At 69.2% G+C, this 25432-nt stretch carries 29 protein-coding genes; 16 read left to right on the top strand and 13 right to left on the bottom strand.

All coding sequences use genetic code 11. The features are described 5' to 3' along the window. Positions 1–63 precede the first annotated feature (63 nt). A complete protein-coding gene (locus H4281_RS08030) occupies positions 64–510 on the bottom strand; it encodes a VOC family protein (protein WP_182890185.1) in 447 nt (148 codons plus the stop codon). A 106-nt stretch (positions 511–616) separates the two neighbouring features. Here H4281_RS08030 and H4281_RS08025 point away from each other — a divergent pair, with 106 nt between their 5' ends. Then, complete coding sequence (locus tag H4281_RS08025; RefSeq protein WP_182890184.1) at positions 617–1798, top strand: winged helix DNA-binding domain-containing protein; 1182 nt, start codon at positions 617–619, stop codon at positions 1796–1798. On the opposite strand, the gene H4281_RS08020 is transcribed toward H4281_RS08025, so the two are convergent. Further along, positions 1767–2774 (bottom strand): aldo/keto reductase, encoded by a 1008-nt coding sequence (locus H4281_RS08020; RefSeq protein ID WP_182890183.1) that lies wholly within the window; start codon positions 2772–2774, stop codon positions 1767–1769. The two genes, H4281_RS08025 and H4281_RS08020, sit on opposite strands and share 32 nt — an antisense overlap. 91 nt (positions 2775–2865) lie before the next feature. Here H4281_RS08020 and H4281_RS08015 point away from each other — a divergent pair, with 91 nt between their 5' ends. Further along, positions 2866–3768 (top strand): S66 peptidase family protein, encoded by a 903-nt coding sequence (locus tag H4281_RS08015; protein WP_237597091.1) that lies wholly within the window; start codon positions 2866–2868, stop codon positions 3766–3768. Here H4281_RS08015 and H4281_RS08010 read toward each other — a convergent pair. Together H4281_RS08010 and H4281_RS08005 are read right to left on the bottom strand one after the other, a co-directional pair. Further along, entirely contained in the window at positions 3765–4226 is a 462-nt protein-coding gene (locus tag H4281_RS08010) for a dihydrofolate reductase (protein WP_182890182.1), read from the bottom strand. The two genes, H4281_RS08015 and H4281_RS08010, sit on opposite strands and share 4 nt — an antisense overlap. Next, on the bottom strand, positions 4226–5023 hold the full coding sequence (locus tag H4281_RS08005) for a thymidylate synthase (RefSeq protein WP_182890181.1): 798 nt from the start codon (positions 5021–5023) through the stop codon (positions 4226–4228). Before H4281_RS08005 ends, H4281_RS08010 begins: the two co-directional genes overlap by 1 nt. A 93-nt stretch (positions 5024–5116) precedes the next feature. Here H4281_RS08005 and H4281_RS08000 point away from each other — a divergent pair, with 93 nt between their 5' ends. Together H4281_RS08000 and H4281_RS07995 are read left to right on the top strand one after the other, a co-directional pair. Further along, positions 5117–6325 carry a cytochrome P450 gene (locus H4281_RS08000; RefSeq protein WP_182890180.1) on the top strand — a complete coding sequence of 403 codons (1209 nt, stop codon included), beginning with the start codon at positions 5117–5119 and terminating at the stop codon, positions 6323–6325. A gap of 59 nt (positions 6326–6384) precedes the next feature. Continuing rightward, positions 6385–7278, top strand: coding sequence for a hypothetical protein (locus H4281_RS07995; RefSeq protein WP_182890179.1), 894 nt, complete (start codon positions 6385–6387; stop codon positions 7276–7278). Between the two features lie 6 nt (positions 7279–7284). On the opposite strand, the gene H4281_RS07990 is transcribed toward H4281_RS07995, so the two are convergent. Then, positions 7285–7785 (bottom strand): DUF1453 domain-containing protein, encoded by a 501-nt coding sequence (locus tag H4281_RS07990; protein ID WP_182890178.1) that lies wholly within the window; start codon positions 7783–7785, stop codon positions 7285–7287. Positions 7786–7920: 135 nt separating this feature from the next. Here H4281_RS07990 and H4281_RS07985 point away from each other — a divergent pair, with 135 nt between their 5' ends. The 3 genes from H4281_RS07985 (at position 7921) to H4281_RS07975 (ending at position 10246) form a co-directional block, all read left to right on the top strand. Beyond that, a complete protein-coding gene (locus tag H4281_RS07985; RefSeq protein WP_220506785.1) occupies positions 7921–8514 on the top strand; it encodes a TetR/AcrR family transcriptional regulator in 594 nt (197 codons plus the stop codon). A 250-nt stretch (positions 8515–8764) separates the two neighbouring features. Next, complete coding sequence (locus H4281_RS07980) at positions 8765–9448, top strand: papain-like cysteine protease family protein (protein ID WP_182890176.1); 684 nt, start codon at positions 8765–8767, stop codon at positions 9446–9448. Between the two features lie 9 nt (positions 9449–9457). Then, positions 9458–10246, top strand: coding sequence for a hypothetical protein (locus tag H4281_RS07975; RefSeq protein ID WP_182890175.1), 789 nt, complete (start codon positions 9458–9460; stop codon positions 10244–10246). Here the strand turns inward: H4281_RS07975 and H4281_RS07970 are convergent. The 3 genes from H4281_RS07970 to H4281_RS07960 form a co-directional block, all read right to left on the bottom strand. Continuing rightward, positions 10233–11168 (bottom strand): helix-turn-helix domain-containing protein, encoded by a 936-nt coding sequence (locus H4281_RS07970; protein WP_182890174.1) that lies wholly within the window; start codon positions 11166–11168, stop codon positions 10233–10235. The two genes, H4281_RS07975 and H4281_RS07970, sit on opposite strands and share 14 nt — an antisense overlap. Positions 11169–11275: 107 nt before the next feature. Next, positions 11276–11716 (bottom strand): MarR family winged helix-turn-helix transcriptional regulator, encoded by a 441-nt coding sequence (locus H4281_RS07965; protein ID WP_220506784.1) that lies wholly within the window; start codon positions 11714–11716, stop codon positions 11276–11278. Between the two features lie 479 nt (positions 11717–12195). Then, positions 12196–13104 carry a LysR family transcriptional regulator gene (locus H4281_RS07960; RefSeq protein ID WP_182890173.1) on the bottom strand — a complete coding sequence of 303 codons (909 nt, stop codon included), beginning with the start codon at positions 13102–13104 and terminating at the stop codon, positions 12196–12198. A gap of 107 nt (positions 13105–13211) precedes the next feature. Here H4281_RS07960 and H4281_RS07955 point away from each other — a divergent pair, with 107 nt between their 5' ends. The 3 genes from H4281_RS07955 to H4281_RS07945 all read left to right on the top strand — a co-directional run bounded on the left by H4281_RS07955 (position 13212) and on the right by H4281_RS07945 (position 15777). Continuing rightward, positions 13212–13601 (top strand): hypothetical protein, encoded by a 390-nt coding sequence (locus tag H4281_RS07955; protein WP_182890172.1) that lies wholly within the window; start codon positions 13212–13214, stop codon positions 13599–13601. Continuing rightward, positions 13598–15172: a multicopper oxidase family protein gene (locus H4281_RS07950; RefSeq protein ID WP_182890171.1), complete on the top strand. Its 1575-nt coding sequence runs from the start codon at positions 13598–13600 to the stop codon at positions 15170–15172. The genes H4281_RS07955 and H4281_RS07950 overlap by 4 nt, the downstream gene beginning before the upstream one ends. Before the next feature lie 116 nt (positions 15173–15288). Continuing rightward, positions 15289–15777 carry a hypothetical protein gene (locus H4281_RS07945; RefSeq protein WP_182890170.1) on the top strand — a complete coding sequence of 163 codons (489 nt, stop codon included), beginning with the start codon at positions 15289–15291 and terminating at the stop codon, positions 15775–15777. Between the two features lie 44 nt (positions 15778–15821). Here H4281_RS07945 and H4281_RS07940 read toward each other — a convergent pair whose 3' ends face one another. From H4281_RS07940 to H4281_RS07925, 4 genes are all read right to left on the bottom strand, one after another. Further along, positions 15822–16952 carry a PucR family transcriptional regulator gene (locus H4281_RS07940; protein ID WP_182890169.1) on the bottom strand — a complete coding sequence of 377 codons (1131 nt, stop codon included), beginning with the start codon at positions 16950–16952 and terminating at the stop codon, positions 15822–15824. A gap of 62 nt (positions 16953–17014) precedes the next feature. Next, positions 17015–17530 (bottom strand): hypothetical protein, encoded by a 516-nt coding sequence (locus H4281_RS07935; RefSeq protein WP_182890168.1) that lies wholly within the window; start codon positions 17528–17530, stop codon positions 17015–17017. A 66-nt stretch (positions 17531–17596) separates the two neighbouring features. Then, positions 17597–18262 carry a response regulator transcription factor gene (locus H4281_RS07930; RefSeq protein ID WP_182890167.1) on the bottom strand — a complete coding sequence of 222 codons (666 nt, stop codon included), beginning with the start codon at positions 18260–18262 and terminating at the stop codon, positions 17597–17599. A gap of 42 nt (positions 18263–18304) precedes the next feature. Then, complete coding sequence (locus H4281_RS07925) at positions 18305–19561, bottom strand: sensor histidine kinase (RefSeq protein ID WP_182890166.1); 1257 nt, start codon at positions 19559–19561, stop codon at positions 18305–18307. Between the two features lie 100 nt (positions 19562–19661). Between H4281_RS07925 and H4281_RS07920 the strand changes: the two genes are divergently transcribed. The 5 genes from H4281_RS07920 (at position 19662) to H4281_RS07900 (ending at position 24030) form a co-directional block, all read left to right on the top strand. Next, a complete protein-coding gene (locus H4281_RS07920) occupies positions 19662–20168 on the top strand; it encodes a hypothetical protein (RefSeq protein WP_182890165.1) in 507 nt (168 codons plus the stop codon). Then, positions 20165–21214: a peptidoglycan-binding protein gene (locus tag H4281_RS07915; protein WP_182890164.1), complete on the top strand. Its 1050-nt coding sequence runs from the start codon at positions 20165–20167 to the stop codon at positions 21212–21214. Before H4281_RS07920 ends, H4281_RS07915 begins: the two co-directional genes overlap by 4 nt. Then, entirely contained in the window at positions 21211–21909 is a 699-nt protein-coding gene (locus tag H4281_RS07910) for an ABC transporter ATP-binding protein (RefSeq protein ID WP_182890163.1), read from the top strand. Before H4281_RS07915 ends, H4281_RS07910 begins: the two co-directional genes overlap by 4 nt. Then, positions 21906–23111 (top strand): ABC transporter permease, encoded by a 1206-nt coding sequence (locus tag H4281_RS07905; protein ID WP_182890162.1) that lies wholly within the window; start codon positions 21906–21908, stop codon positions 23109–23111. Before H4281_RS07910 ends, H4281_RS07905 begins: the two co-directional genes overlap by 4 nt. A 274-nt stretch (positions 23112–23385) precedes the next feature. Further along, a complete protein-coding gene (locus H4281_RS07900; RefSeq protein WP_182890161.1) occupies positions 23386–24030 on the top strand; it encodes a helix-turn-helix transcriptional regulator in 645 nt (214 codons plus the stop codon). Between the two features lie 20 nt (positions 24031–24050). Here the strand turns inward: H4281_RS07900 and H4281_RS07895 are convergent, their stop codons facing one another. Continuing rightward, on the bottom strand, positions 24051–24674 hold the full coding sequence (locus H4281_RS07895) for a response regulator transcription factor (RefSeq protein ID WP_182890160.1): 624 nt from the start codon (positions 24672–24674) through the stop codon (positions 24051–24053). A gap of 150 nt (positions 24675–24824) precedes the next feature. Here H4281_RS07895 and H4281_RS07890 point away from each other — a divergent pair, with 150 nt between their 5' ends. Beyond that, on the top strand, positions 24825–25400 hold the full coding sequence (locus tag H4281_RS07890; RefSeq protein ID WP_182890159.1) for a TetR/AcrR family transcriptional regulator: 576 nt from the start codon (positions 24825–24827) through the stop codon (positions 25398–25400). Positions 25401–25432 lie beyond the last annotated feature (32 nt).

The following is a 25432-nucleotide window of genomic DNA, read 5'->3' as shown; positions in this document are numbered from 1 at the left end:
GCCGGCGCAGGACTCCGGCCGCAGACCGGCGGGCCACGCTTGCGGCCGCGCGAAGTCCGCGAGTCAGGCGGCGACCTGCAGAATCCAGGTGACCCCGAAGCGGTCCCGGAGCATGCCGAACGCCGGGGCCCACGGGGACGGGCCGAACGGCTCGATCACCGTCGCGTCCTCGGACAGCTTCTTCCAGAACTCGCCGACCTCGTCGACGGAATCGCCGCCGGCGGAGAGGAAGAACTTCTCCGTCGTGATCGTCGTCCCGTTCTCGCGGGTGGTCTCGCCGACCGGCGCGGCGGCACCGCCACCCGGCACGTCGTAAGCCATCACCTGGAACCCGTTCTCGCCGATCACGTGGCCGAACACCACGTGGTCCGCGCCGGGCGCGTCCTGGGGCATCCCGAAGTCGCCGTACGTGGCGATCCGGAGGTCCCCGCCGAACACCGACCGGTAGAACTCGAGCGCCTTCCGGGCCTCGCCCCGGAAATTCAAGTGGGCGACGGCGTGCACTGCCATGATTTCGACTCCTCGATTCCCGCGCCGGACTCGTTCCCGCGCTGCGACCGAGACTCGCAGCAGTAGCGGTCAGGCAGTGACCGCTACTTCCGGCATGATCGAAAACATGCGAAAAGTGACCGACGCCGAACGGCGCGACCGGATCGGGCTGCGGCACGCATTGGCGACCCCCGCGTCCGGGGTCGAGACCGCCGTCCGCGCGGTCACGTGCTTGCACGCGACTGAGGCGAGCAGCGTTTACCTGTCCGCGTACGCCCGGTCCCGCGCCGACCGAGAGTCCATTTCGGACGCCTTGTTCAGCAAACGGACTGTGGTGCGGCAGCTGGCGATGCGCCGGACCGTCTTCGCCTTCCCGGTCGATTTGCTCGCCGCCGCAAGGGGAAGCGCCTCAGCCCGGGTGGTGCGGCAACTGACCGCGCGGCTGGCCAAAGACGCCGAACTCGCCGGAATCGACGACGGCCCGGCGTGGGTCGCCGAACGGTGCGCCGAGGCGTTGCAGGCGATCCGCGAAGAACCCGGCACCGCCGCACAGCTACGCGCTCGCGTTCCCGCACTGAACACGCGGATCGCCGCAGAGGGAAGGCCTGCGGTACTTGCCCCGGTCGGCTCCCGGGTGCTGTCCGTGCTCGCGTCGAACGGTTCGGTGGTCCGCGGGGACAACGCCGGGCGCTGGCAGGTCTCGCGTCCAGTGTGGACGGCGATCGAGCAGTGGCTCGACGAGGATCCCGGTGTCCTGGACGAACGGGAGGGCTACCGGGAACTGGTGCGGCGCTGGCTGTGGTCGTTCGGGCCGGGGACCGAGGACGACCTGGTGTGGTGGCTCGGCGCGACGAAGACCGCGGTCCGCCGGGCGCTGGACGACGCCGGCGCGACACCCGCTCTGCTGGAAGACGGCGCCCCAGCGTGGCTGCACCCCGACGACGTGGAAGAAGTCCGCCTCGACCAGGACTGGGCGGCTCTTCTCCCGACCCTCGACCCGACGACGATGGGCTGGCACCGCCGCGACTTCTACCTCGGCGACCACGGCCCGCACCTCTTCGACGGCGCCGGCAACGCCGGCCCGACCGCGTGGTGGAACGGGCGGATCGTCGGGACCTGGACGCAGCAGCCGGACGGGACGGTGGACGTCGTGCCGATCGAACCGCTGTCGCTCGCTGCCGCGGCGGCGCTGGAAGAAGAGGCCGCGAACCTCACCGCCTGGTTCGACGGCGAGGTGGTCGCGACCGGCTACGTGCCGCCGCTGGTGCGGGGACGGGTCAGTCGCGGCGGCGGAGCTTCGGGTCGGTAAGCGACGGCGGTACGTACGACACGTCGATCGGTCCCACATCGGCGCCCGGCGCGACGATCTGGTCGATCCGGTCCAAGACATCGTCGTCCAGCCGGGTCTCGACGCTCGCCAACAGATCGTCCAGCTGCGCCAACGTTCGTGGACCGATGATCGCGGACGTCACGGCCGGATGGTTGACCGCGAACGCCAGCGCCAGATGCGTCAGCGAAAGCCCGGCTTCCTCGGCGACTCGCGCGAGTTGTTCGACCGCGGCGTGTTTGCGCTCGTCGCTCATGTGCCGCGGCACGAAACGCAGCTGTGCTTCCCGGAGTTGTTCGCCGCCGGGCCGGTAGCGACCGGTCAGCAGCCCCATCGCGAGCGGACTCCACACCAGGACGCCCATCCCGTAGCGGCGGCACACCGGCAGGATTTCGCTCTCGATCCCCCGGTTGAGCAGCGAGTACGTCGGCTGCTCGGTCCGCAGCCGGGCCAGTCCCGCGCGTTCGGACACCCACTGGGCCGCCACGATCTCGGACGCCGGGAAGTTCGAGGATCCGACGGCGCGCACTTTGCCGCCGCGGACCAGGTCGGTCAGCGCGGAGAGGGTTTCCTCCAGATCGGTGTCCGGGTCGGGATGGTGAAGCTGATAGAGGTCGATGCGGTCCGTTCGCAAGCGCCGCAACGACTGTTCGACCTCCGCGACGATCCAGCGCCGGGAGCTTCCGCCTCGGCCGGGGCCCATCGAGCCGTTGACCTTCGTGGCTACCACGACGTCGTCGCGGCGGCCCCGCAAAGCCGCGCCGAGGATCTCCTCGGACTCCCCGCCGGGGCCGTAGACGTCCGCGGTGTCCACGAAGTTGATCCCCGCGTCGAGCGCCCGGTGCACCATCCGGACGCACTCGCCGTGATCGGCATTGCCGATCTGCCCGAATTTCATCGTTCCGAGGCAGTAGGCGCTGACCTTGATTCCGGTCCGCCCCAGAAGCCGCATCCGCATGTGCCGGTTCCTTTCCTGAGCACCCGACGGTCCCAGGGGAAGCGGCCAGCCAGTGTCCGCTACCGCGCGCGAAGTCTGCGAAAGTGATCAGGTGACCGACGTCCTGCTGCCGCCGCGAATCCAGCCAGGAGACCGGGTCCGGCTCGTCTCCCCGGCCAGCTGGCCCACCGAAGAACTGCTCGCGGACTCCGTGCGGACGCTGGAAAGCTGGGGGCTGACCGTCGAAATCGGCGAACACGCCCTGGACCGGCACGGATACCTCGCCGGACTCGACGAGGACCGGCTCGCCGACCTCAACGACGCCTACCGCGACCCCGGCGTGCGCGCGGTCATCGCGACCCGCGGCGGGGCCGGGGCGTACCGGATCGCCGACGGGATCGATTTCGCCGCCGTGCGCGCGGATCCCAAGCCGCTCATGGGGTTCAGCGACATCACCAACCTGCACCTGGCGCTGTGGCGGCACTGCCGGATCGCCGGAATCCACGGCTTCCTCGCCGGCCCGCGCTCCGCCGGATCGACCCGGCGGCTGCTGTGCGAAACCGAACCCACGACGCTGCACCGGGACCCGGCCGCGCTCACCGCCGCGATCTCCTTCCCCGGCACGGCCACCGGGAACCTGATCGGCGGCCATCTCGGCACGGTCATCGGGTTCATCGGAGCCGGACTGCCCAGCCTGGACGGCGCGATCCTGTTCCTCGAAGCCCCGCGCGCGATCGGACTGGGCCAGGTCGACCGCCAGCTGACCCACCTCATGCGATCCGGTTCGCTGCGCGGTCTGCGCGGGGTCGCGCTCGGCCGCTTCCCCGGCTTCGAGGACTACACCGACCGCGGCTGGACCGTCCTCGACGTGCTGCGCGACCGGCTCGGCGCACTGGACGTCCCGGTCATCGGCGGCATCGACGTCGGCCACGGCGACTCACCGCTGTCACTCCCGCTCGGACCGATCGCGAAACTGACCGCGGACACGCTCACGGCCGGACCCGCAGTCCGCTAAGAACCCCAGCTCAAATGCCGGTAATGCAACCCGTTCTTCGACTCCCGCCATTCGCCGACGGTGTCCGGCTCCCGGCCGATCTCCGGCGCGTAGACGTCGCCCTCGAAGGACTCCTGGAGTTCGGTCACCTCGATCCGGTCAGCGAACGGCAGCGACTCCCGGTAGATCCGCGCGCCGCCCATCACCCAGACGTCGCCGTCCGCGGCCGCAAACGCTTGCTCCAAGTCGGGGAACGTTTCCGCGCCTTCCTGCGGCGTGCGGGACACCACCAGGTTCCGCCGCCCCGGAAGCGGCCGGAAGCGCTCCGGCAGCGACTCCCACGTGCGCCTGCCCATGAGCACCGTCGCGCCCGCGGTCACCGTGCGGAAGTGCTTCATGTCCTCCGGGATGTGCCACGGCAACGCGTTGTCGCGCCCGATGACGCGGTTCGCCGCCTGCGCCCAGATGAGTCCGATCATCAGACGGCCACCGGAGCCTTGATGCCGGGGTGCGGGTCGTAGCCCTCCAGCGAGATGTCCTCGTAGCGGTACTCGAACAGGCTCTCCGCCGGCTTCAGGCTCAGCGTCGGGAACGGCCGCGCGTCCCGGGAAAGCTGCTTGTGCACCTGGTCTACGTGGTTGTCGTAGATGTGGCAGTCGCCACCGGTCCAGATGAAATCGCCGACGCGCAGGCCGACTTGGTCGGCGATCATGTGCGTCAGCAGGGCGTAGCTCGCGATGTTGAACGGCACACCGAGGAACAGGTCCGCGCTGCGCTGGTACAGCTGACAGGACAGCTCGCCGTTGGCCACGTAGAACTGGAAGAACGCGTGGCAGGGCGGCAGCGCCATCTGCGGGATGTCTCCGACGTTCCAGGCCGACACGATGATCCGCCGCGAATCCGGGTTCTCGCGCAGCGTTCGCAGCACGTCGCTGATCTGGTCGACGTGCCCGCCGCCGGGGGTCGGCCAGGACCGCCATTGCACGCCGTACACCGGGCCGAGGTCGCCGTCCGGGGCCGCCCATTCGTCCCAGATCGTGACGCCGTGGTCACGCAGCCAGGTGACGTTCGAGTCGCCGCGCAGGAACCACAGCAGTTCGTACGCGATGGACCGGAAGTGCACCTTTTTCGTGGTGATCAGCGGGAATCCGTCGGCCAGCCGGTAACGCAACTGGTGCCCGAAGATCGACCGCGTGCCCGTACCGGTGCGGTCGCCCTTCTTGGCTCCGGTGTCGAGCACGTGCTGAAGCAGGTCTTCGTACTGCGTGTCCGGCATGTCTGCGGATGGTAGTCGAGCCAGCGCCGTGTCAGCGGGATATCAGCCGTCGCGGTGACGCTGGTCGCACCACCACCGAGAGGGGACCCGAACATGACACGCCCGCCAGGCCTGTCGCTCGAGCGCGACGCAGGCCCCTTCGCCCCGCCGTCCGCCATCACCCGGCTGCGGGAGACCCGGCCGGTGAGCCCGCTGAAGTTCCCGGACGGGCACGACGGCTGGCTGGTCACCGGCTACGACGCGGTCCGCCAGGCGCTCGCCGACCCGCGGTTCAGTTCGCGCCAGGACCTCGGCGCGGTGCACGTGCCCTACGAAACGCCGAGCATGCCCGAGGCGCAGGAGGAGTTCGATCCGTCGCCGCAGGTGCCCGGCCTGTTCATCACGATGGATCCGCCGGACCACACGCGGCTGCGCCGGAAGCTCACCGGCACGTTCACCGTCAACCGGATGAAACAGCTCGAGGAGCACATCACCGAAATCGCGCAACGGCAGCTCGACCATCTCGCCGCGTGCCCGAAGCCGGTCGATCTGGTGAAGGAATTCGCGCTTCCGGTTCCGTCGCTGGTGATCTGCGAAATGCTGGGCGTCCCGTATTCCGACCGGGAGACGTTCCAGAAGAACTCCGCACAGATGATGCTGCGGGACCAGAGCATCGAGGACAAAATGGCCGCCTGGACGGCGCTCACGTCGTATCTCGGGAAGCTGGCCGCCGAGAAGCGCGCGGTTCCCGGCTCCGACATCCTGTCCGATCTGGCGCGTGACGAGGACCTGAGCGTCGAGGAACTCGTCGGCATCGGCTTCCTGCTGCTGCTCGCCGGGCACGAAACGACGGCGAACATGCTGGCCCTCGGCACCTTCGCCCTGCTGGAGAACCCCGGGCAAATGGCCGCGCTGCGCGCCGATCCGGATCTGATCCCGGGCGCGGTCGAGGAACTGCTGCGGTATCTCGCGGTGGTCGACGTCCTGTTCCGTTATGCGTCCGAAGACCTCGAACTCGGCGGCGAGAAAATCAGCAAGGGATCGACCGTTCTCATTTCGATGCTGGCGGCCAATCGCGATCCTTCGCGGTTTCCCGAAGGCGACGACCTCGACGTCGAACGGAATGCGCGCACACATGTGTCGTTCGGGCACGGCGTGCACCAATGCCTCGGCCAGCAGCTCGCCCGGATCGAAATGCGCGCGGGATTCGCCGGGCTGCTGCGCCGCTTCCCGACGCTCGCGCTCGCGGTCCCGCCGGAAAAGGTCCCGCTGCGGACCGGCATGAACATCTACGGCGTGCACGAACTGCCCGCGACCTGGTGAGACCCAGACGTCAACGGATCAGTTGACGAACACTGGCGTCAACCTATACGTTGACGACCATGACCGACTCCGTGCAAGCAATGGCCACCCGCTACTTCCGGCAACGCGAGAACCCCTTCCTCGCCGAACTGGTCCGCGCGGCGAGATCCGGCCGCCAGCCCGGCGAGGACCTCAGCGCCGAGGACGCGGCGGAGGCGTTGCACCTGGTCCCGGACGTCCGGCAAGACCTGGACCGGGCCGAGGTCACGCTGATCGAATCGGTGCTCGACCGCGGCTGGACCTGGGAACAACTGGGGGCGGAGTACGGCGACCGGTCCAAACAGGCGATGCAGCAGCACTACCGGCGGCGCGGCGGGAACCGTTCCTGGCCCGGCAAGGAACGCCCGCCGCGCACCGGCTCGCCGCACCGGCTCGGCGACGAAGACTTGAATCCGGCCGACGTGGCGAAGGTGCGCGAGGCGATCAGCGCCTTGCTCGCCACCGCGCACGACGTCGCCGAAACCCACACCGTCGACGGGAAGTGGACCGCGGGCGAACCGATCCTGGAGGAGATCTCGGCAGTCGGCCTGGATCCGTTGCCCCGTTTGGAAGTCGCGTGCCGGACCGCGGCGAAGGCGATCGAAGACATGGTCGTCGCGGGCTGGGAACGCCGGGATCCGGGACGCGAGCAGCGGCGGCGCCGATCGTGGACGGTGCGGCTGGACGACGAGATGCGGGACATGGCGGCCTGGCTCGACCGGGAACCGCAAGGACGGCCCCTCCCCCGCGACGATCGCCCGCTGACCGTCGGGACGACCACCGCCGAACACGCGGATCACATCGAGATCGCCGCCGAGGACGTCGAACAGGTGCGGGAGTCGATCAGCCTGGCGCTCGCCCGGCTCGAAGCCCACCGCGCCGCGTTCGACCAGGTCATCGAGGAGCTGAAGCGGCATCAGGCCGGACTGCCCTGAGCAGGTTCACCGGGACCGCAGCCACCTGTCCCACGGCCGTTCCTTGTCCTTCGCGAACGGCGCCTCCGAGCGCAACCCACGCGGAATCAGCACCAGGGCTTCCCCGGCGAAGCTGACGCCGATCGCCAACTGGTACGGCCTCGCCTGTTCGTGCATCCCTAATCTCACTGCCAGCACAGTGAATCCGGCCGACGCGGCGACACCGAGCACGAACAGCGCGAGGCTCGATTTCCGGTAACGCTGCCACAGTTCGCCTTTCTTCGGATACAGCCGGATCGTCGCGCCGCGCGCAGCACCGAAGGCGAGACCGATCACGCAGCTGCCGACGATCCACCACACATCGGCGCTGGTCAGCCCCTTGAAGCTGACGACCCCCGCGACGCCGATGGCGATCAGCACCACCGGCGGCGCCACGGTGTCGCGCCAGTTCAGCGGCTCCCCGAGCATCCGGAACACCAGCATCACCACGACGCCGACGGCCAAGCTCACGAGCACCCACCCGCTCATCGCGGTCCCCCTCGCCCTGCACCGGGGCCTCGTGCGCGGCAATACCGGTTCTCAGCGGCATCACACTCACGAGCCCACTTATTTAGCACCTCTATGCCAAATCCATCGTGGCATCAGCGTGCTATAAACGCAACCATGCCGAAGATCGTGGTGCCGGAAGACCGGCGGAAGGCAGTCAGCGAGGCCGTGGTCCGGGTGGTCCGCCGCTGCGGCGTCGAAGGCGCGACCCTCGGCAATGTGGCCAAGGAAGCCGGCCTCGCGATCGGCTCGATCCGGCATTACTTCGCCGACCACGAGGCGATGATGATCTTCACGATGGACCAGCTCGGCCACCGGATCGGCGAGCGGGTCGCGGCGCGCGCGGACCGGCTGCTCGCCGCCGAAACCGGCCGCCGGACGCTGGTCGAAGACCTGCTCGCCGAGTTCCTCCCGCTCGATGACGAGCGCCGGGACGAGGCGATGGCGTGGCTGGCGTTCACCGTCGCCGCCCGCACCCGTCCGGCGTTCCGCGCCAGCGCCGACGCGCAGCACCAGTACCTGCGCGACCTGATCACGCGAATCCTGCGCGAAGCCGTCGCGCTCGGCCGGCTTCCGGAGGAACTCGACCTGACCGTCGAGTCCGTCCGGCTGTCCGCACTGCTCGACGGACTGACCATGCAAGCGGTGCTGCACCCGGAATCGATGCCGCCGGAACTGCTCCGCGACGCGCTGCGGCGAAGCCTGCCGTAACCCGGATCCCTTGTGGACCGACCCGCTTCAGCGCGATTCATCGCATGTGAACGCGCTGTGAATATTGCGAATTACCTGTCGCCGCGGTGAGCGAAACCGCGGCGGTGCCAGTCATTTTCCCGCAGAAGGCGCTGTGAACACTCACACCGCGTGCCGGAGCCGTTGCTCTGCGGGAGCGGGCGAGCACACAGTGATGCTCGGCCGGGTCACCCCGGCAAGCTCCCTTCCCCGTCTGGCACAAGGAGATTCGATGGATTACCGACCCACCCGGCGGACAGTCCGGATTACGGTGGCGACCGGGGCAGCCGCGCTTGCCGTGGCGCTGCTGCCGGGCACCGCGCTGGCCCAGTCGGCCAACGACGCGCACCAGCCGAACGGCCTCATCAAGACCGCCACGCACACCCAGGTGCGCGAGATCCAACCGGTCGGCGGCAGCATGCGCGCCGCGGCGCTGCCGGCGTCGAAGCAGCTCGAATACAACCAGCAGGTGCAGGAAAACGACCAGTGGTGCTGGGCGGCGGACGGCTCCAGCATCGAGCAGTCCCAGGGCGGCACCGCCTCGCAGGCCGATTTCTGCGCGGCGGGCAAGGGCACCCAGTCCGGGTACTGCCCGAACGAGGGCGGCCAGATCTACGAGATCGTGCAAGGCTTCCAGGGCACCGGGTTCTCCGCGCAGGACGCGAACGGGCCGATCAGCTACTCGTCGATCCAGAACCAGGTCAACTCCGGAATCCTGAACCTGACCGGCATCTACTGGACCTCCGGCGGCGGGCACGCCGAGGTGATCTACGGATACGACAGCTCGAACCAGTCGCTGATGGTCGGCGACCCGTGGCCGAGCTACGAGCGGTACCAGACCTGGGACTACAACTCCTACCGCAGCAACGCCCAGTTCACCTGGAACGACACCATCGTCAACATCAAGAAGGGCTGACGAGCCGCCATGGGTGAGATCTGCCGGAAGTTCGCCGCCGGCGCGGCGATCGCGGTCGCGGCGCTCCTGTCCGCCGGTCCCGCCGAGGCCGCCGGGGCCTCGTGGGTCGCGCCGCCGTCGGAGCAGGACGTCGCGGCCGCGGTCAAAGCCGCGGAAACGGCACGCGCGATCAGTTTCGCCAAGTCGAACTTCCGGCAGGTCGGGCACGCCGATCCGGGCCGGATCACCCTTGAGCACAAGGGTTTCCCGGTCTACACGCTCAATCCCGACTTCGTCTCCGCGAAGCCGGGAGCCCCCGCCGGGGTACTGCGGGCGATCGCGGTGACGGCTACCGCGGCCACCGGCGCGAAAGCCACCCTCCGCGCCGCGCCCGACCACACCGCGCCGACCGGCTGGTCGGTCGGGAACGTGTTGTCCGGCAACGACGAGGAGGCGCTCAGCGCCCGGCTTCGCCCGGGGTCGGTGCTGCTGAACGAGCCTCAGATCAACGGATGGTACGACCTCGGCCGCGACGGCGTCGTGCTGTTGCAGGCCAGTCTCCCGCAGTCCCCGGTCGGCCAGTTCACGCCGATCGCCGAGTACCAGCAGCAGGTGCGTTCCCGGTACGCCGACAAACAGCCCGGTTCGGATTACCAGCGCGGCGGCGGCATCGGGTTCAAGCAGACCGTCCTCCAGCAGCGCGACACCGGACCGGCCGGTTCGCTGGTCGTCGCGCTGATCGTGTTCGGTTCCGCGGTGGTGCTCGGCGGAGCGTTCCTGGTGTGGCGCTGGACGAAACGGCGGATCAGTCCCAAATGAGATCGACCCCGGCGATGCCTACGCCGAGTTCCTCGAAATAGGCGCTGACCGTGTTCCCCGGCCCGCAGAACAGCGGCTCGCGGACCAGCAGTTCCAGGTCTTCCCTCGGCCGGATGGTCCGCAGGCAGCGCGCGGGCAGCGCGGACGGGTCGAAGCGCAGCCGCAGCAGGTAAGCCGACATGCGGGAGCGTACGACCCGATGGAAATTCCCCGGCCGGACCGAGGCGGCGGGACGCAGCGTGAACCCGAACGTGTGCGTCTCCCCCTCGGCGAGGCCCCGGTCGAAGAGCAGCTCGAACACCATTCCCGCCGACCGCGTGCTGCGGCGCACCCGCCCGACCCGGCAGCCGTCGACCGCGATGATCTCGGTCGCCGTGACGTCGCTGCCCTCCTCGTCCTGGTGCGTCACCAGGAAGCTGTCCGGCCCGGATCTTCGGGCGCGCACCACCATGGTCGACGAGATCTCCGCGGTCCGGCCTTGCGGTCCGAGGGTCAGCACGTCGACCACCGTCGCGACGTCCAGATCCGCGTTCTCCTCGACGCCGGGCGTTCCGCTCAGCTCGTCGCGCAGTGCGAAGGTCTCCGCCCAGCTCTGCTGGAGTTCCGGCAGCGAGGGCCTGCGGTCGGCGTCCGCGGTCCGGTGCGGTCCGATCAGCACGACCAGACTGTCCGGCGGCAGGTTCAGCACCGACTCCAGAGCGCGCACGACATCGAGCGACCGGGGCGCGGACGGACTGCGCAGCCCGCGCTGCCAGTAGCTCAGCGTGGACTCGGCGACCGAAACCCCGTGCGCGGCGAGATGCGCGCGGAGTCGCGAAAGGGACAACCCGCGCCGGTCGACGGCCTCGGACAATGCGCGGTGAAACGGGCCGGACCGGACTGTTCGCGCCGACCACCGGACCGCCAAGCTCTGCTGCTGCATCTGGCTTCCCCTGCTCGTGCCGAATAGCTGTTCAGCATGAGCAGTTCGTGACCGGCCAACAACCGTCCATGGTCGAGAATCGGACAAATCCCCCCGCTTGTGCGGGCTCAGCCGTCCCCGAGATCGCGCCAGACCGCGCCCAGTTGGCGCAGCTGCTCGTCGTCCAGCCGGTCGAAGAAGAGCGTCCGCAGGTCCTCGTGATGGCGCCGGCGGGCTTTGCGCATCAGCGCGCGCCCCTGCGCGGTCAGCACCGCGTCGAAGCTGCGGGCGTCCACCTCCGATTGGCGGCGCGCGATCAGCCCGCGGCTGACGAGGCGGTCGGCCAGCCGGGTGAAGCCGCCAGTGGACATCAGGCGGCGCTGCGCGAGGTCGGTCATCCGCATGCCCGCGTCGCCCGCCTCGGCCAACAGGGCCAGCACGCCGTACTCCGCCATGCTCACGTTCAGCGGCGCGAGCCCGTCCGCCAGCGCGCGCCACAGCCGCTCGTGCGTGAAGAGGAACCCGCTCCACGCCTCCTGTTCCAGGTCTCGCAGACCGTCGCTCGCCATGCCGACACGGTAACCGGGCCCGGCAACCGGGTGAGCACGGCCTTCACCGGACATCATTGTCTGCACAGACAGGTTAATCCGGACAGGCTCGTCCGCGGCATGCGGCCGGGTGCAGGAAAAAAGCACCGACGATGGCTGAACCGCAGAATCCCCGACCGCCGGACCGCGGCCGTTCGAAATCGGCATCCTGACGTTCGCCGAACTCACCCGGGACCCGGTTTCCGGGGCCCTCCCCTCGCCGCACCAGCGGGCGCGCGAGTCGATCGAGCGGAAGAAGCTGACCTGCTGATCGCGGCGACGCCGGTGTGCCGCGGTTCGTACCAGGCATGTTCAAGCAGTTCTTCGATCCGGTCGGCCAGTACGCGCCAGCCGACAAACCCGTCCTGCTGGCCGCGACCGGCGGCGGGACCATCACGGCCTCGTGCTGGAACACGCGTTACGGCCGTTGTTCGGGTTCTTCCAAGCGTGCACGGGCGGATTCAGCCCGCGCTCTCGACCGCGGTCCGGTACCTGCCAGTGCTGAAGTAGGCAACCGCGAACTCCGTAAGGCGTTGTGCCGCGGCGGAAAGGTAGGCGTCCGCCCGCTGCACCACCGTCAAGGTCCGATGACAACCCGGAGCGTCCAGCTCCAGCCCGACGGCCGCCTCGTCCTTGGCGGCCCGTCGGGCCACCTCCGGGACCAGGCCGATCCCCAGCCCGCTCGCGATCAGCTGGCCGGTCGCGCCGGGTTCGTCGCTCTCGCAGGAGTAGTTCGGCGCCAACCCGGCCTCGGCGAAGAGGCGGTCGGCAAGGGCGCGCGGCCAGTAGCCGGGACGGGTGGTCACCATGGGCTCGTTCGCGAGGTCCGCCATCCGCACGCGTTTGCGCCGCGCGAGGCGATGCGTGCTGGGCACGGCGAGAATCACCTCCTCGCGCAGCAGTTCCCGCGCCTGGAGACCGGGTTGCCGCAGCGGCTGCGAGGCGAAGCACAGGTCCACCTCGCCCGCGCACAACTGCTGCGCCATGGTTTCCGCCGAAGATTGGTACAGCCGCAGCTCGATGCCGGGGTACTCCGTGCGGAAGGCGCTCATCAGGCCGGTCAGCGTGAGCAGCGTTTCCGACGCGACGGCGACCCGGCCGTGGTCCAGACCGGCCAGGTCGACGAGTTCCTGGCGGGCGTCGTCGAGCTCGCGCAGGGCCCGGTCGACGCGGCGCAGGAACGTCGTGCCGAAGTGGTTGAGCCGCAGTCCCCGCCCGGCCCGTTCGAACAGCGGCACGCCGAGATCCGCCTCCAGCCGCGCGATCGCCCGGCTCAGCGACGGCTGCGCGATGTGCAGTTCGGCCGCTGCCTGGCTGAGGTGGCCGCGGTAGGCGACCGCCTGGAAGTAACGCAGCTGAAGCAGGTCCATTTCATAGCTCCGAGGTCATGAGTACATGGCGATTTTGGTCTTGGACGGCATGAGAACTTCAGCTTAGCGTCTGAACGGGGGAATTCTTACGCGCACTAGGGGGAACGGTGGCCGAAGCGGCCCTGACACGCGGGCGGACGTTGCTGGTGGTGACGCGGGTCGTCGTGACGGTGCACGCCGTCGCGATCCTGGGTCAGCCAGTGTTCGCCGGACGGTATCTGATCGGCGATTACGGCATGCTCGCGATGCACGAACTCGGCGCGAACATCGTGTCGACGGTCGCGCTGGTGCAGCTCGTGCCTGCCGCGCTGTACTGGTGGCGAGGCGGGGTCCAGTGGCCGTTCTGGGCGAGCCTGCTGCTGGCCGGCGGCGAGACCGCGCAGTACTTCGCCGGCCAGGCCGGCGCTCTTGACCTGCACATTCCGCTCGGCGTCGCACTGGTCGCGATCGCGCTCGGGACACTGTTCGGCATCTGGCGGACCGGGGCGCGGCGATGAGCGGGATGTCGCGCCGCCGGTTTCTCGGGCTGGCGGGCGGTGCCGGAGTGGTGCTCACGGCCGGGTCCGTCACCCCGCGGCTGTTCCGCCCGGCTGCCGCCACCGGCGAGCTGCTGACCAGCGAAGTGCCGCTGCCGCAACCGTTTCAGGTTCCGCTGCCATTGCCATCGGCGCTGAAACCGGTCTCTCGCGACGGCGGCGTCGACCGGTACGAGATCGTGCAGCGGGCGAGCACCGCGGAAATCCTGCCCGGACTGCGTACCCCGATCTGGGGCTACCAAGGCACGTTCCCCGGACCGACGATCGAGTCCCGCAGCGGCCGGACCACGATCGTCGCGCACCGCAACGAACTTCCGGTCCCGACCGTCGTGCACCTGCACGGCGGACGCACGCCGCCGGAGTCCGACGGCTATGCCACCGACCTCGTCCTGCCCGCCGACGGCCGGTATCTCGCCGGTGCCGGGCACGGGCACTCGGGGATGGCCGACCCGGACGCCGTCGTGACCACCGGCACCCGCGAGTACACGTATCCGTTGCGGCAGAAGGCCGCGATGCTCTGGTATCACGACCACCGGATGGATTTCACCGGCCCGGCCGTATACCGCGGACTCGCCGGACTGCACATCGTCCGCGACGACGAGGAAGACGCTCTCCCGCTGCCGCGCGGCGAGCGAGAGATCCCGCTGATGATCACCGACCGTGCGTTCGCCGAAGACGGATCGATGCGATACCCGTCGCTGGATCCTTCGCTGCGAACCGTGCCCGGAGTCGAAGCTGCTTACGCAGCAGGAGTTCTCGGCGACGTACTGCTGGTGAACGGCGCGCCGTGGCCGGTCGCGGAGGTGTCGGCGACCCGGTACCGCCTGCGATTCCTCAACGGTTCCAACGCCCGCCGGTACGACCTCGCCCTCAACCCACCGCCGCCGAGCGGGCCCGCGTTCACGCAGATCGGCTCGGATCAGGGTCTGCTGGACGCACCGCGCGGCCACGAACACCTGCCGATCGCGCCCGCCGAACGATACGACACGGTGGTCGACTTCGGCGCCTACCCGGTCGGCGCCGAGGTGACGCTGGTCAACCGCCTCGGAACCGGTACCACCGCACAGGTAATGCGTTTCCGCGTCACTCGCCGGGCGAAGGACGACAGCCGCGTTCCGGCAAAACTGTCCGAAGTGGAGCGTCTCGGCCGAGCACAAGCGACAGTGACACGCGAGTTCGCGTTCCGAAGTGGACAGTTCAACGGCAGGCACGGCTGGACCATCGGCGGCGAAGCCTTCACTCCGACGAAGATCGCGGCTGAGCCGAAACTCGGCGACGTCGAGATCTGGCGCTTCGTCGCGGATCTGCACCATCCGATCCACCTGCACCTGGTGCACTTCCAGATACTTTCCCGCGGCGGCAAGGACCCCGCCCCGCACGACGCGGGCCGGAAGGACACTGTGGACCTTCAGCCCGGCGAAGCGGTGGAGGTGATCGCGCGGTTCGACGGGTATCGCGGGCGGTACATGTTCCATTGCCACAATGCCGAGCACGAGGACATGGGGATGATGGCCACGTTCAAGACCGGCTAGGAAGGTGGTGCCGTCACCGCGTACCCCGGCGGTTGGGTGTTCCCGTCACCGTGACCTCGTGCGGGCGCATTCCTACGCTGGCCGCACGATTTCCCTTCCTTCCTGGAGGTGCGGCAATGGCGAATTCCGCAGGCCGGCTGGCCGGCGTGGCGCTGGGCCTTTCCGCGGTACTGGCGCTCACCGGCCAGACCGCCGCGACGGCCTCGCCCAGACCGGCGGCGGCTTCGGTGACCTGCAATTCCGGTCCGCTGCAGGTGAATTTCTCCGAATTCCCCGGTTCCCCGCCGAACGTGTTCTGGTCGCTCGGCGTCTTTTGTTCCGCTCCGGCGCAAATCTCCCTGTCCTCCCGGTTGACGACCGGGTTCGGCACACTGGCCTTCGGCACCAACCCCAGCGCGTTCACGCAGTTGCTCTTCACGACCTCGCCCGGCAACAAGTCGGTGTCGGTGCCGAAGGGCATTCCGGTGGAAGTGCTGGCCACCGCCACGATCGCCAACCGCACCGGCGGCGTCGTGACCATCGCGAGCCCCGCGGGCGGGAACTGCACCCGGAACAATTCCGTGCAGGTGACCTGCAATTACGTCAGCGGTTTCTTCCGGCCCTGACCGGAAGACCGGACGCCGGGCGCCGACGGCCGCGGCACCCGGCGTCATGGGCGGACAGACAGCGCGGCGAGAGCCAGATGCAGCAGATGCAGGTCGTGATAGCGGCTCACCGACAGCCCGGTGCGCTGCTCGATGTGCCGGAGCCTGCGGTCGAGAGTGTTGGGGTGGACGTGGAGCGCGGCGGCCACCCTCCGCCGGTCAGCGTTCCCGAGCACCCAGGCGCGCAGGGTATCCAGAAGTACCGGCGAATCGGCCAGCGGCGCGAGAATGCCGTGCAGTCTCGTCGCGATATCCGGTTCGCCCGAAACCAGCCGGTCGGTCAGCACGTGCGACAAGTCGTAGAACCCGGCTGGGTAGCCGCGGCTGCGCACGAGCTGCCAGACCGTCACCGCTTCCCGGAAAGCCCCGAGAAGTCCTTGCGTGCTTCCCTTGGCCAGCGCCACGTGGACGCCCGGCCCGAGCGAGTCGAGAGCCGATACGTGTTCCAGCACCCGCACTCCCGGCCCGTCGAACGCGGGCAAGGGATGCAGCAGAACAACGAACTGCTTGCGCGCCAGCACTAATGCACCGCTGTCGAGAAGAGTCCGTTCAAGCCGGGCCAGTTTGCCCGCCGGGTCACCGCGCGAGACCGCGGGCGACACCAACGCGACCAGATGAGCCGGTGCCCGCGTGCCCACCCCGGCGGCCGAACCGCTCAGCAGGCTGCGGACCACCTGTTCCCGGTACCGGCCGGTTTCCGCCCGTTGCTGATGCCAGTGGAAGAACGCGCCCAGTTCGGTGTCCTCGACCAGCGGCCCCAGCTGAGCCGACCACATGACCAGCGGCATCAGAGTCGCCCGATCGCTCACCGACGCTTCGGCGAGCGCGATGCGCATCGCGGCGGTGTAGCTCGTGGTGACGCCCAGCCGCAGCGAATCCGCGGAAAACCCGCCGTCGGCGACGACATGGCCGAACTTTTCGTACGGCGAAAGGGTTTCCTGGCCGATGAGCTGGTCTTCCCGTGCACAGTCGAAGGCGAGGTCCGCGCCGAACCGGATGAGCTCGACCGAACGCGGGATCAGTGCGAGCGCCCCCGGCCCGTGCACGGCCATCGTGGCGTTCAGCTCGTGCTGAACGCCGGTCAGCACCCGGGGCAGCAGCCGTTCCAGAACAGCCCTGGTTTCTCCGCTACGCATGGCGACGGTTTCCTGACGGCGAGGTGCCGCCCAGCATAGCGGCTGAGCGCGGCTCGCCGGAGCTACTTCGTCCAGACCCACAACCTGACGCGGCGGCCGGTCGCGAAGGCGCACACCAGCAGCGGCAGCAGCCAGTCCACGAAGAGGACGAATGCCACGACGAGAAGGGGATCCTGGTGCCACCCGTCGAGCACGCGGCTGCCGTCGACCCGGACGGACGCCGCGGCAAAGGCGACCACGACGATCAGCAGCCTGCTGCCCGCGCCAAGAAGAACGAAGGTCCGGCCGAGCGGGACGCGCAACGTCAGCAGCATCGCACCGGCCAAACAGCAGATTCCGCAGAAGACCTGGCTGACCAAACCGCCGAGCATGCTGACCGACATGGTCCCGTCGTCCGCCGGCACGTACCCCATGGTCAGCGACAGCGCGTCGATCGCGTCCCACCGGCTGCCCGGCGAGACGGAAGGCACTTTCTCGATCGGCCAGATCAAGAACGCCGTCTCACGCACGGCCAGCAGCACCGCGAACCCGATCGCGAGCACTACCCCAGCCGGTATCCGCTTAGTCCGCTGCGCCACCAAACCCTCCTCCGCCACCGAGGCGGTCAAGCTAATCCAGCTCGGGCGGGACTGGTCCCGAAATGCTCAGGCGGGTGCAGCCAGCCGATACCCGGCCCCGGCGACCGTCTCGATCACCGGCGGCGCCCCCAGCTTCCGCCGCAGCGTCATCACCGTGACCCGCACTGTGTTGGTGAACGGGTCGGCGTGCTCGTCCCACGCCTTTTCCAGCAACTGCTCCGCACTCACCACCGTCCCGTCGGCACGCATCAGCACCTCCAGCACCGCGAACTCCTTCGGTGACAGCGGCAGGAAGCGGCCGTCACGGGACGCCTGGTGCCGGGGCAGATCCAGGACCAAACCGGCCGCTTCCAGCACTGGCGGCAGGGCCGGACGCGCCCGGCGGGCCAGCGCGTGCACCCGGGCGACCAGTTCCGCGAAGACGAACGGCTTGGTCAGGTAGTCGTCCGCGCCGAGGTTCAGGCCTTCGATGCGGTCGGTGACGTCGGCGGCCGAGGTGAGCATGAGAACCCGGGTCTCGCCGCCCGCGTCGACTATTGCCGCGCAGACCTCGTCGCCATGGACGGTCGGCAGGTCCCGGTCCAGGACGACGACGTCGTACGCGTGGACGGCGACGCGTTCGAGAGCCTCGCCGCCGTCGTAGCAGACATCCACCGCGATGGAATGGCGGCGCAGCCCCTCGGCGATCGAATCCGCCAGGAGCGGTTCGTCCTCGACAATCAGTACCCGCATTCGATCATCATGCCCGGAACGCCGATAAAGGCGGCATAAGGATCAAGCGGGCAGCCGTACCTCGACGGTCAACCCACCGTTCGGATTCGCCCGTGCGGCCACGTCCCCATCGTGTGCCCTGGCGACGGAACGCACAATCGACAATCCCAGTCCGGAGTGATCCCCCGCGCCGGTGCGATCCGGCTTTCCCCGACGGAAGGGTTCGAACAAGCCCGCGACCGTTCTTTCGTCCACATTAGACCCGGAGTTGCGCACGCTCAGCGCGGGTGTCGCACCGATGGCGATCGACACCCAGCCGTCCGGGACGTTGTAGCTGATCGCGTTGCTCACCAGGTTCAGCACCAGGCGTTCGAGCAGCACGGCATCGCCGACGACCGTCCGCGCGCGCAGCCGGGTCTCCACCGTCACCCCGGCGTCCTTCGCTTGCGCGGCAGTGAGTTTCATTACCGAACGGACCACTTTGTCCAGTCGCACCGGTGCCCGTGCGCTCAGGCCGCGATCGCTGCGCGCGAGCACCAGCAATCCTTCGATCAGCCGTTCGCTGCGTTCGTTGGTCTGCAGCAAATGCGCGCCCAGCTTGGTCAGCACCGGCCCGGCTTCGGGGTTTTCCAACGCGACTTCGATCAGCGTCCGCTGCACCGCGAGCGGCGTGCGCAACTCGTGTGAAGCATTGGCTACAAACCGTTTCTGGCTGTCGAATGAACCGGCGAGACGGTCCAGCATGCTGTCGAAAGTGTCGGCGAGTTCCTTCAGTTCGTCGCGCGGGCCGTCGAGGTTGATCCGCTCGTCGAGCTTCCCGGCCTCGAGCCGCCGCGCGGTCGAGGTGATCGTGTGCAACGGCCGCAGCGCGCGTCCGGCCATGAACCAGCCGAACAGCAACGCCAGGGCCGCGGTGACCAGCAGCGCGATCGCCGACGCGAGGACCAAAGTGGACATTGTCGAGCTGCGGTAGTCGGTGAGCACGGCCGTGGCCACCCGCTCCGCCGAAGCCGAAGCGGCATCCGCCGGGATCGCGCTGAAAGTCGCGTCAGCGGGAAGCGCATCGGCCGACATCGCCTGGCCCAGCCTCAGCGAAGCCCCGTCGCCGAGATATTGCGCGGGCGCGGGCAGTTCGTTGCTGACGACGATGTAGGTCACCACCACCAGCACGATTCCGGCCAGCAGGAAGAACCCGCCGTACAGCGCGGTGAGCCGGGTCCGCACGGACAGCCGCAGCGGCCCCCGGCGCGGGCCTGCGCTCTTCTCGGCCAAGGGATCCTCCCAGGTCGTGGCTGCCGGCAGTCTGTCGGATCCGGGCATAAGGAGAGGATAAACAAGATCGCTTAACGGGCCTGTATCGCCGCGTCGGTACTACTGGGCCACCGGCGGGAACGACCCGCCCGAGCGAAGGAGAATCCCGATGCGGAAAGCACGTCTGGCGGCCGTCGGGGCCGGACTGGCGCTGGCGCTGCTCGCCGGGTGTTCGTCCGGGGACACCGCGCCGCAGGTGCCGTCGATCTCCGGCCCGAAGGCAAGCCCGGAACAGGACGCCGCCGCCGGAAAGACCGATCCCGCCGCGGACCGGGACGCGATGCGCGCCTACGCGAAATGCATGCGCGAACACGGCGTCGACACGCCGGATCCCGGCGAAAACGAGGCCCCGACCATCAACTTCTCCAACGATCCCAAGACCATGGCGGCGCTCGACGCCTGCAAGAAGCTGCTGCCCGGCGGCGGAATGCCGAAGAAGCTGACGCCCGAGGAATTGGACAAGGCCCGCAAGGACGCCAAGTGCATGCGCGAGCACGGCTTCGACCTGCCCGATCCCGACGCGAACGGCGGCGCGCGGGCGCTGCCGATGAAGGACGACGGGACCAAATTCGAGGCAGCGCTCAAGGCGTGCGGAATGGGAATGGCCGGAAAGTGACCGGGAAACGAGGGCGCTGGTTCATCGCCGCGGGAGCGACTGTCGTCGTGCTCGGCACGACCTCGGCCGTCGTGCTGACCCACGTCGCTTCCGGTGGCGAACCGGCCGCGGCGGCGAAGCCGGTGGCGACCGCCGAAGTGACCAAATCGGACCTGAAGGAAGAGGAGAACGCGACCGGGAAACTCGGCTACGGCAAGGAATCCACGCTGAGCGGCAAGAAGAACGGCACAGTGACCTGGCTGCCCGGGCGCGGCGACGTGCTCGGCCGCGGCAAGACGGCGTACACAGTGGACGCCAAGCCGGTGCCGCTGTTCTACGGGAGTCTGCCGTTCTATCGCGTGCTCAACGACGGCGTGGACAAAGGCCCGGACGTCAAAGAGCTCGAGGAGAACCTGAAAGCGCTGGGGTACGGCGGTTTCGGCACTCCGGACGAGAAGTTCACCTCCGCGACCGCCGCCGCGCTCAAACGCTGGCAGAAATCGCTCGGCCTCGAGCAGACCGGGTCGTTCGATCCGGCCGACGTCGTGCTGGTCCCCGGCGAGATCCGGGTGTCGTCAGTGGCCGGTCAGCTCGGCGGCCCCGGCGCGGGCGAGGTTTTCAAGTACACCGGCACCGCACGCGTCGTGGAGGCCGAATTGGACGCGACCAAGCAGAGTGTCGCGGTCAAGGGTGCGAAGGTGTCCGTGTCGCTCAACGGCCGCACGCTGACCGGCACCGTCACCGACATCGGCGACACCGCGGCCGAGGACAAGGAAACCGGCAAGGCCAAGGTCACCGTTCAGATCCAGATGGACGACCCGGCCGCTGCCGGAGACGTCGTCGACGTTCCGGTTTCGGTGCGGTTCACCAAGGAGGTCCACCAGGACGTCCTGGTCGTCCCGGTCGGCGCGCTGGTCGCGCTCGCCGAAGGCGGATACGCGGTCGAGGTCGACGAGCAGGGCAAGCGGCGGCTCGTCGGCGTCGAAACCGGGCTCTTTTCTGGCGGACAGGTCGAGGTCAAGGCCGCCGGGCTGCACGCGGGCCAGCGGGTGGTGACCACGTCATGATCCCGGTGCTGGCCGCGTATCGGGTGTCGCGCACCTACGGCGGGAACGTGCCCGCGCTGCGCCAGGTCTCACTGTCCTTTTCGGACGGAGAAATGGCCGCCATCGTCGGCCCGTCCGGTTCGGGCAAATCCACGCTGCTGCAACTGATGGGCACGCTCGACCGGCCGACCGAAGGCCGGATCGAAATCCGCGGCCACGACGTCGCGCAGCTGTCCGACCGCAAACTCGCCGCGCTGCGCTCGCGGTGGATCGGCTTCGTGTTCCAGCAGTTCTTCCTGGACGACGGCGAAACCGCGGTGAACAACGTGTGCAGCGGGCTGCTGTACAGCGGAGTCCCGAAACGGAAACGACGGGCGCAGGCGTTGGAGGCGCTCGACCGGGTCGGGCTCGGACATCGCGCCGGGCACCTGCCGGGAGAACTGTCCGGCGGCGAACGGCAGCGGGTCGCGATCGCGCGGGCGGTCGTGAACACGCCGCCGATCCTGCTCGCCGACGAACCGACCGGGAACCTCGACACCGGCAACGGCGCGGCGGTGCTGTCCTTGCTCGCGGAACTCAACGCCGGCGGCACCACGGTCGTGCTCATCACGCACGACCGGGAGATCGCGACCGGAATGCCGCGGCGGATCGAGATCCTCGACGGGGAACTGCGCCTCGACACCGGCGCGGCCGATCTCGCGGGAGCACCGCGATGACCGCGCCCGCCCCGCCCAGCCCGAACCGGCTCGGTCCCGCCGACCTGCTCTCCCTCGGCGCGCACGGAATGCGCACCCGTCCGCTGCGCGCGATGCTGTCCGCGCTCGGCATCGCCATCGGCGTCGCGGCGATGGTCGCCGTACTGGCGATCCCGGCGTCCGCGGACCAAGCGCTGCAGGACAAGCTCGCCGCGATGGGCACCAACCTGCTCCGCGCCGAAGCCGGGCAGACCCTCATGGGCGGCTCGGCGAAGCTGCCGGACTCGGCGGTCCCGATGGTGCGGCGGATCGCGCCGGTCGAGGGCGCGGTGGAGGTCGGCAAAATCAACGCCAAGGTGTACCGCAACGACCGGGTCGGCAAGGACGATTCGGCGGGCGTCTCGGTGTTCGCCGCGCGGCCGGATCTGCTGCCGGTGCTCGGCGGAACGGTCCGGACCGGGACGTTCCTCAGCCCGGCGAACCAGCGCTTCCCTGCGGTCGTGCTCGGCTCGGAAGCTGCGTCGAGGCTAGGGATCGACCATCTCGATCCGGCGCGGCCGCCGCAGGTCCTGATCGGCTCGTCGTGGTTCAGCGTCGTCGGGATTCTCGCCCCGATGCCGCTCGCGCCGGAGGTCGAACGGTCCGTGCTGATCGGCTGGGACGTCGCCGAACAGGTCTTCGGCTTCGACGGCCATCCGAGCACGGTGTATCTGCGCGCGCGGGAGTCGCAGGTCAGCGCGGTCCGTTCGGTGCTCGCCGCGACAATCAACCCGGCCGCGCCGAACGAGGTCGCGGTCGAACGGCCGTCCGACGCGCTCGCCGCGCAGCAGCTGACGAAGAACACCTACGGCGCGCTGTTCCTCGGCCTCGGCGGGGTGGCGCTGCTGGTCGGCGGCGTCGGCGTGGCGAACACGATGGTGATCTCGGTGCTGGAACGACGGCGCGAGATCGGATTGCGCCGCGCGCTCGGGGCGACCCGAGGCCAGATCCGCGGGCAGTTCCTCGCCGAATCGGTGCTGCTGTCCGGGTTGGGCGGGCTCGTCGGGGTGGTGCTCGGGGTCGGCGCGACGGCGGGCTACGCGCTCAGCCAGGGCTGGCCCGCGGTGCTGCCGCCGGTCGCGCTCGCCGGCGGGGTCGCGGTCTCGGCCGCGGTCGGCGCGATCGCCGGTGCGTACCCGGCGATGCGGGCCGCGCGGCTTCCCCCTGCTCAGGCGCTGGCCTGATCCCGCGGACGGCCCGCACGACCGGAACGCGTGAACGCTACCCGGTCGTGCGGGCAATTATCACCACTGGACTCCCGTCTAGTGCTATCGTTCAACTAAGGTTACAAGCACTAACGTTCGATTAACTCCTTAACTCATGCTGGGCTGCCGAGGTATCGCAGGCACTACCGCGTCCCGGCAGCGCGGGGGATCGACCTCGCGCGCCGAACCGCGAATCCTCGGCTCAGCGGAGGATGCGGCGCGGCCGCCGGGAACGACTGGTCTGTGAGCTGACATGAGCGCATTGCCCGAACGAGTGGCGATCATCGCCAACGACCCGATCAGCGGCGAAGGCGCCGCCGCCTACCTGCGCGGCACGCCTCGCTACGCCGTGATGGCTCCCAGCGAGGTCCCGCGCGCGGACGTCCTGCTCGTGATCGTGCCGGAGGTCCGCGAGAAAACCCTGGCCGACCTGGCGCGGATCCGCCGGACCGCGCTCGTCGCGGATGTGCGCGTGGTGCTGGTCGCGGACCGGATCGAGAAGGCCGAACTGGGCAGGCTCGGCGGATTCGGCCTGTCCGCGCTGCTGTACCGCGGTTCCGCGACGCGCGAGAAGATCCTGGACGCACTGGCCGCGCGGGCGCCGTCGGCCGAACCGGAAGACGCCCGCGCGACCCGGTTGGCAGACGAGTTCCGCACCAGCGAGGGCGAGGCCCGCTACCCGCGGGGTTTCCTTGACCGGCACCGGCACCGGCTGCAGAGCCGCGAGGTGGAAATCCTCGGCCTGCTCGCGGACGGTTTCGGCACGGTCGAAATCGCCGACCGGATGGCGTATTCGGAGCGGACGATCAAGAACATCATCAGCACGCTGCTGGTGCGGTTCGACCTGCGGAACCGCTCGCACGCGGTCGCGTACGCGCTGCGGACGGGCATCATCTGAACCGCCGCGCCCTGCCCGCCTCAGATCGCGCCGTTGCGGAGGGCGTAGGCGACCGCGTGCGTCCGGTTGCGCAACTCCAGCCGCTGCGACATGTCGTGGATGACCTTCTTCACCGCGCGTTCGGAAAAGTTGATTTTCTCCGCGGTTTCCGCTGTGTCGAGGCCTTCGGCCAGCAGGCGCAGCACGTCGATTTCCCGTTGGGTCAAACCGGAACTGTGCTTCGGGCGGGGTTCGATCGGGCGGCGGAAATGGCTGAGCAGCGTGCCCAGCGCGGCCGGGGGCAGGACCCCGCCGCCGCGCGAAGCGGTCAGCACCGCGGCGGCCAGCTGCTCGCTCGACGTGCGTTCGCGGTTCAGCAGGGCGACCACGTTGCACTCCACCGCGGTCAGCACCGCCGGGCCCGCGGCCTCCTCGTCGACGAGCAGGACCACCGGAGCATCCACAGTGGCCTTGAGTCCGCGCAAGGCCGAGGTCACCTCCACCGACAGCAGCTCGGCCGCGACGATGATCACGTCCACCTCGTCGGCGACCACGGAAAACTCCGGCCGGGCCTGCAACCAGCTCCGGATCCCGGTGTCGGTAAGGGGATCCGAGGCTCGAATGAGCACCCGGACCGCTGTCTCGTGCACCGCCGCCCCGTTCATCCCCGCTCCCCCTGCCCGTCCGGTCCTCCCCGGTAGCCCGAACCTAAGGCCCCGGCGGGACGACCGGCGATCCCGCGCGGGGTAAGGATCAGGTACAGCCAGCTGTACCGCCCATGGTCCCGCGATACTGGAGCGGACGAAAGGACGCCGATGGCACGGACGGGACGCCGCCCAGGGCAGACCGAAACGCGCGAGGCCATTCTGGCCGCCGCGCGGGACCTGTTCGGCCGGAACGGGTACGAGGGCGCGACGATCCGCGCGATCGCCGCGGAGGCGGGCGTGAACCCCGCGCTCGTGCACCATTTCTTCGGCAGCAAGGACCAGGTTTTCGCGACCGCGCTGCACCTCCCGGCCGACCCCGGCGTCGTAGTGGCCGCGATCCTCGACGGCCCGAGAGCCGAGGTCGGCGAACGGCTCGTGCGCCTGTTCCTGACCCTCTGGGAAACCCCCGCCTCCCGCGACGCGTTCTTCGGCGTGCTGCGCTCGGTCTCCACCACCGAACAGGCCGCGGACATGCTGCGCGGCTTCATCCAGGGCGCGCTGCTGGACAAGATCGCGGACGCGCTCGACATCCCGCCGCTTCGGGTCACCGGGATCGCCGCCCACCTGGTCGGGCTCGCGATGGTCCGGTACGTCGTGCAGGTCGAGCCGCTGGCGCGGGCCGCGCATGAGGATGTGGTCGGGTTGATCGCGCCTGCTGTGCAGCAGTACGTCGACCAGGCCTGACCTCGGCTGATCCGCGCACACCACCGCGCACC

The organism is Amycolatopsis dendrobii, from assembly GCF_014145675.1.
Lineage (GTDB): Bacteria > Actinomycetota > Actinomycetes > Mycobacteriales > Pseudonocardiaceae > Amycolatopsis > Amycolatopsis dendrobii.
This window is presented reverse-complemented; position numbering and strand designations above follow the sequence as displayed.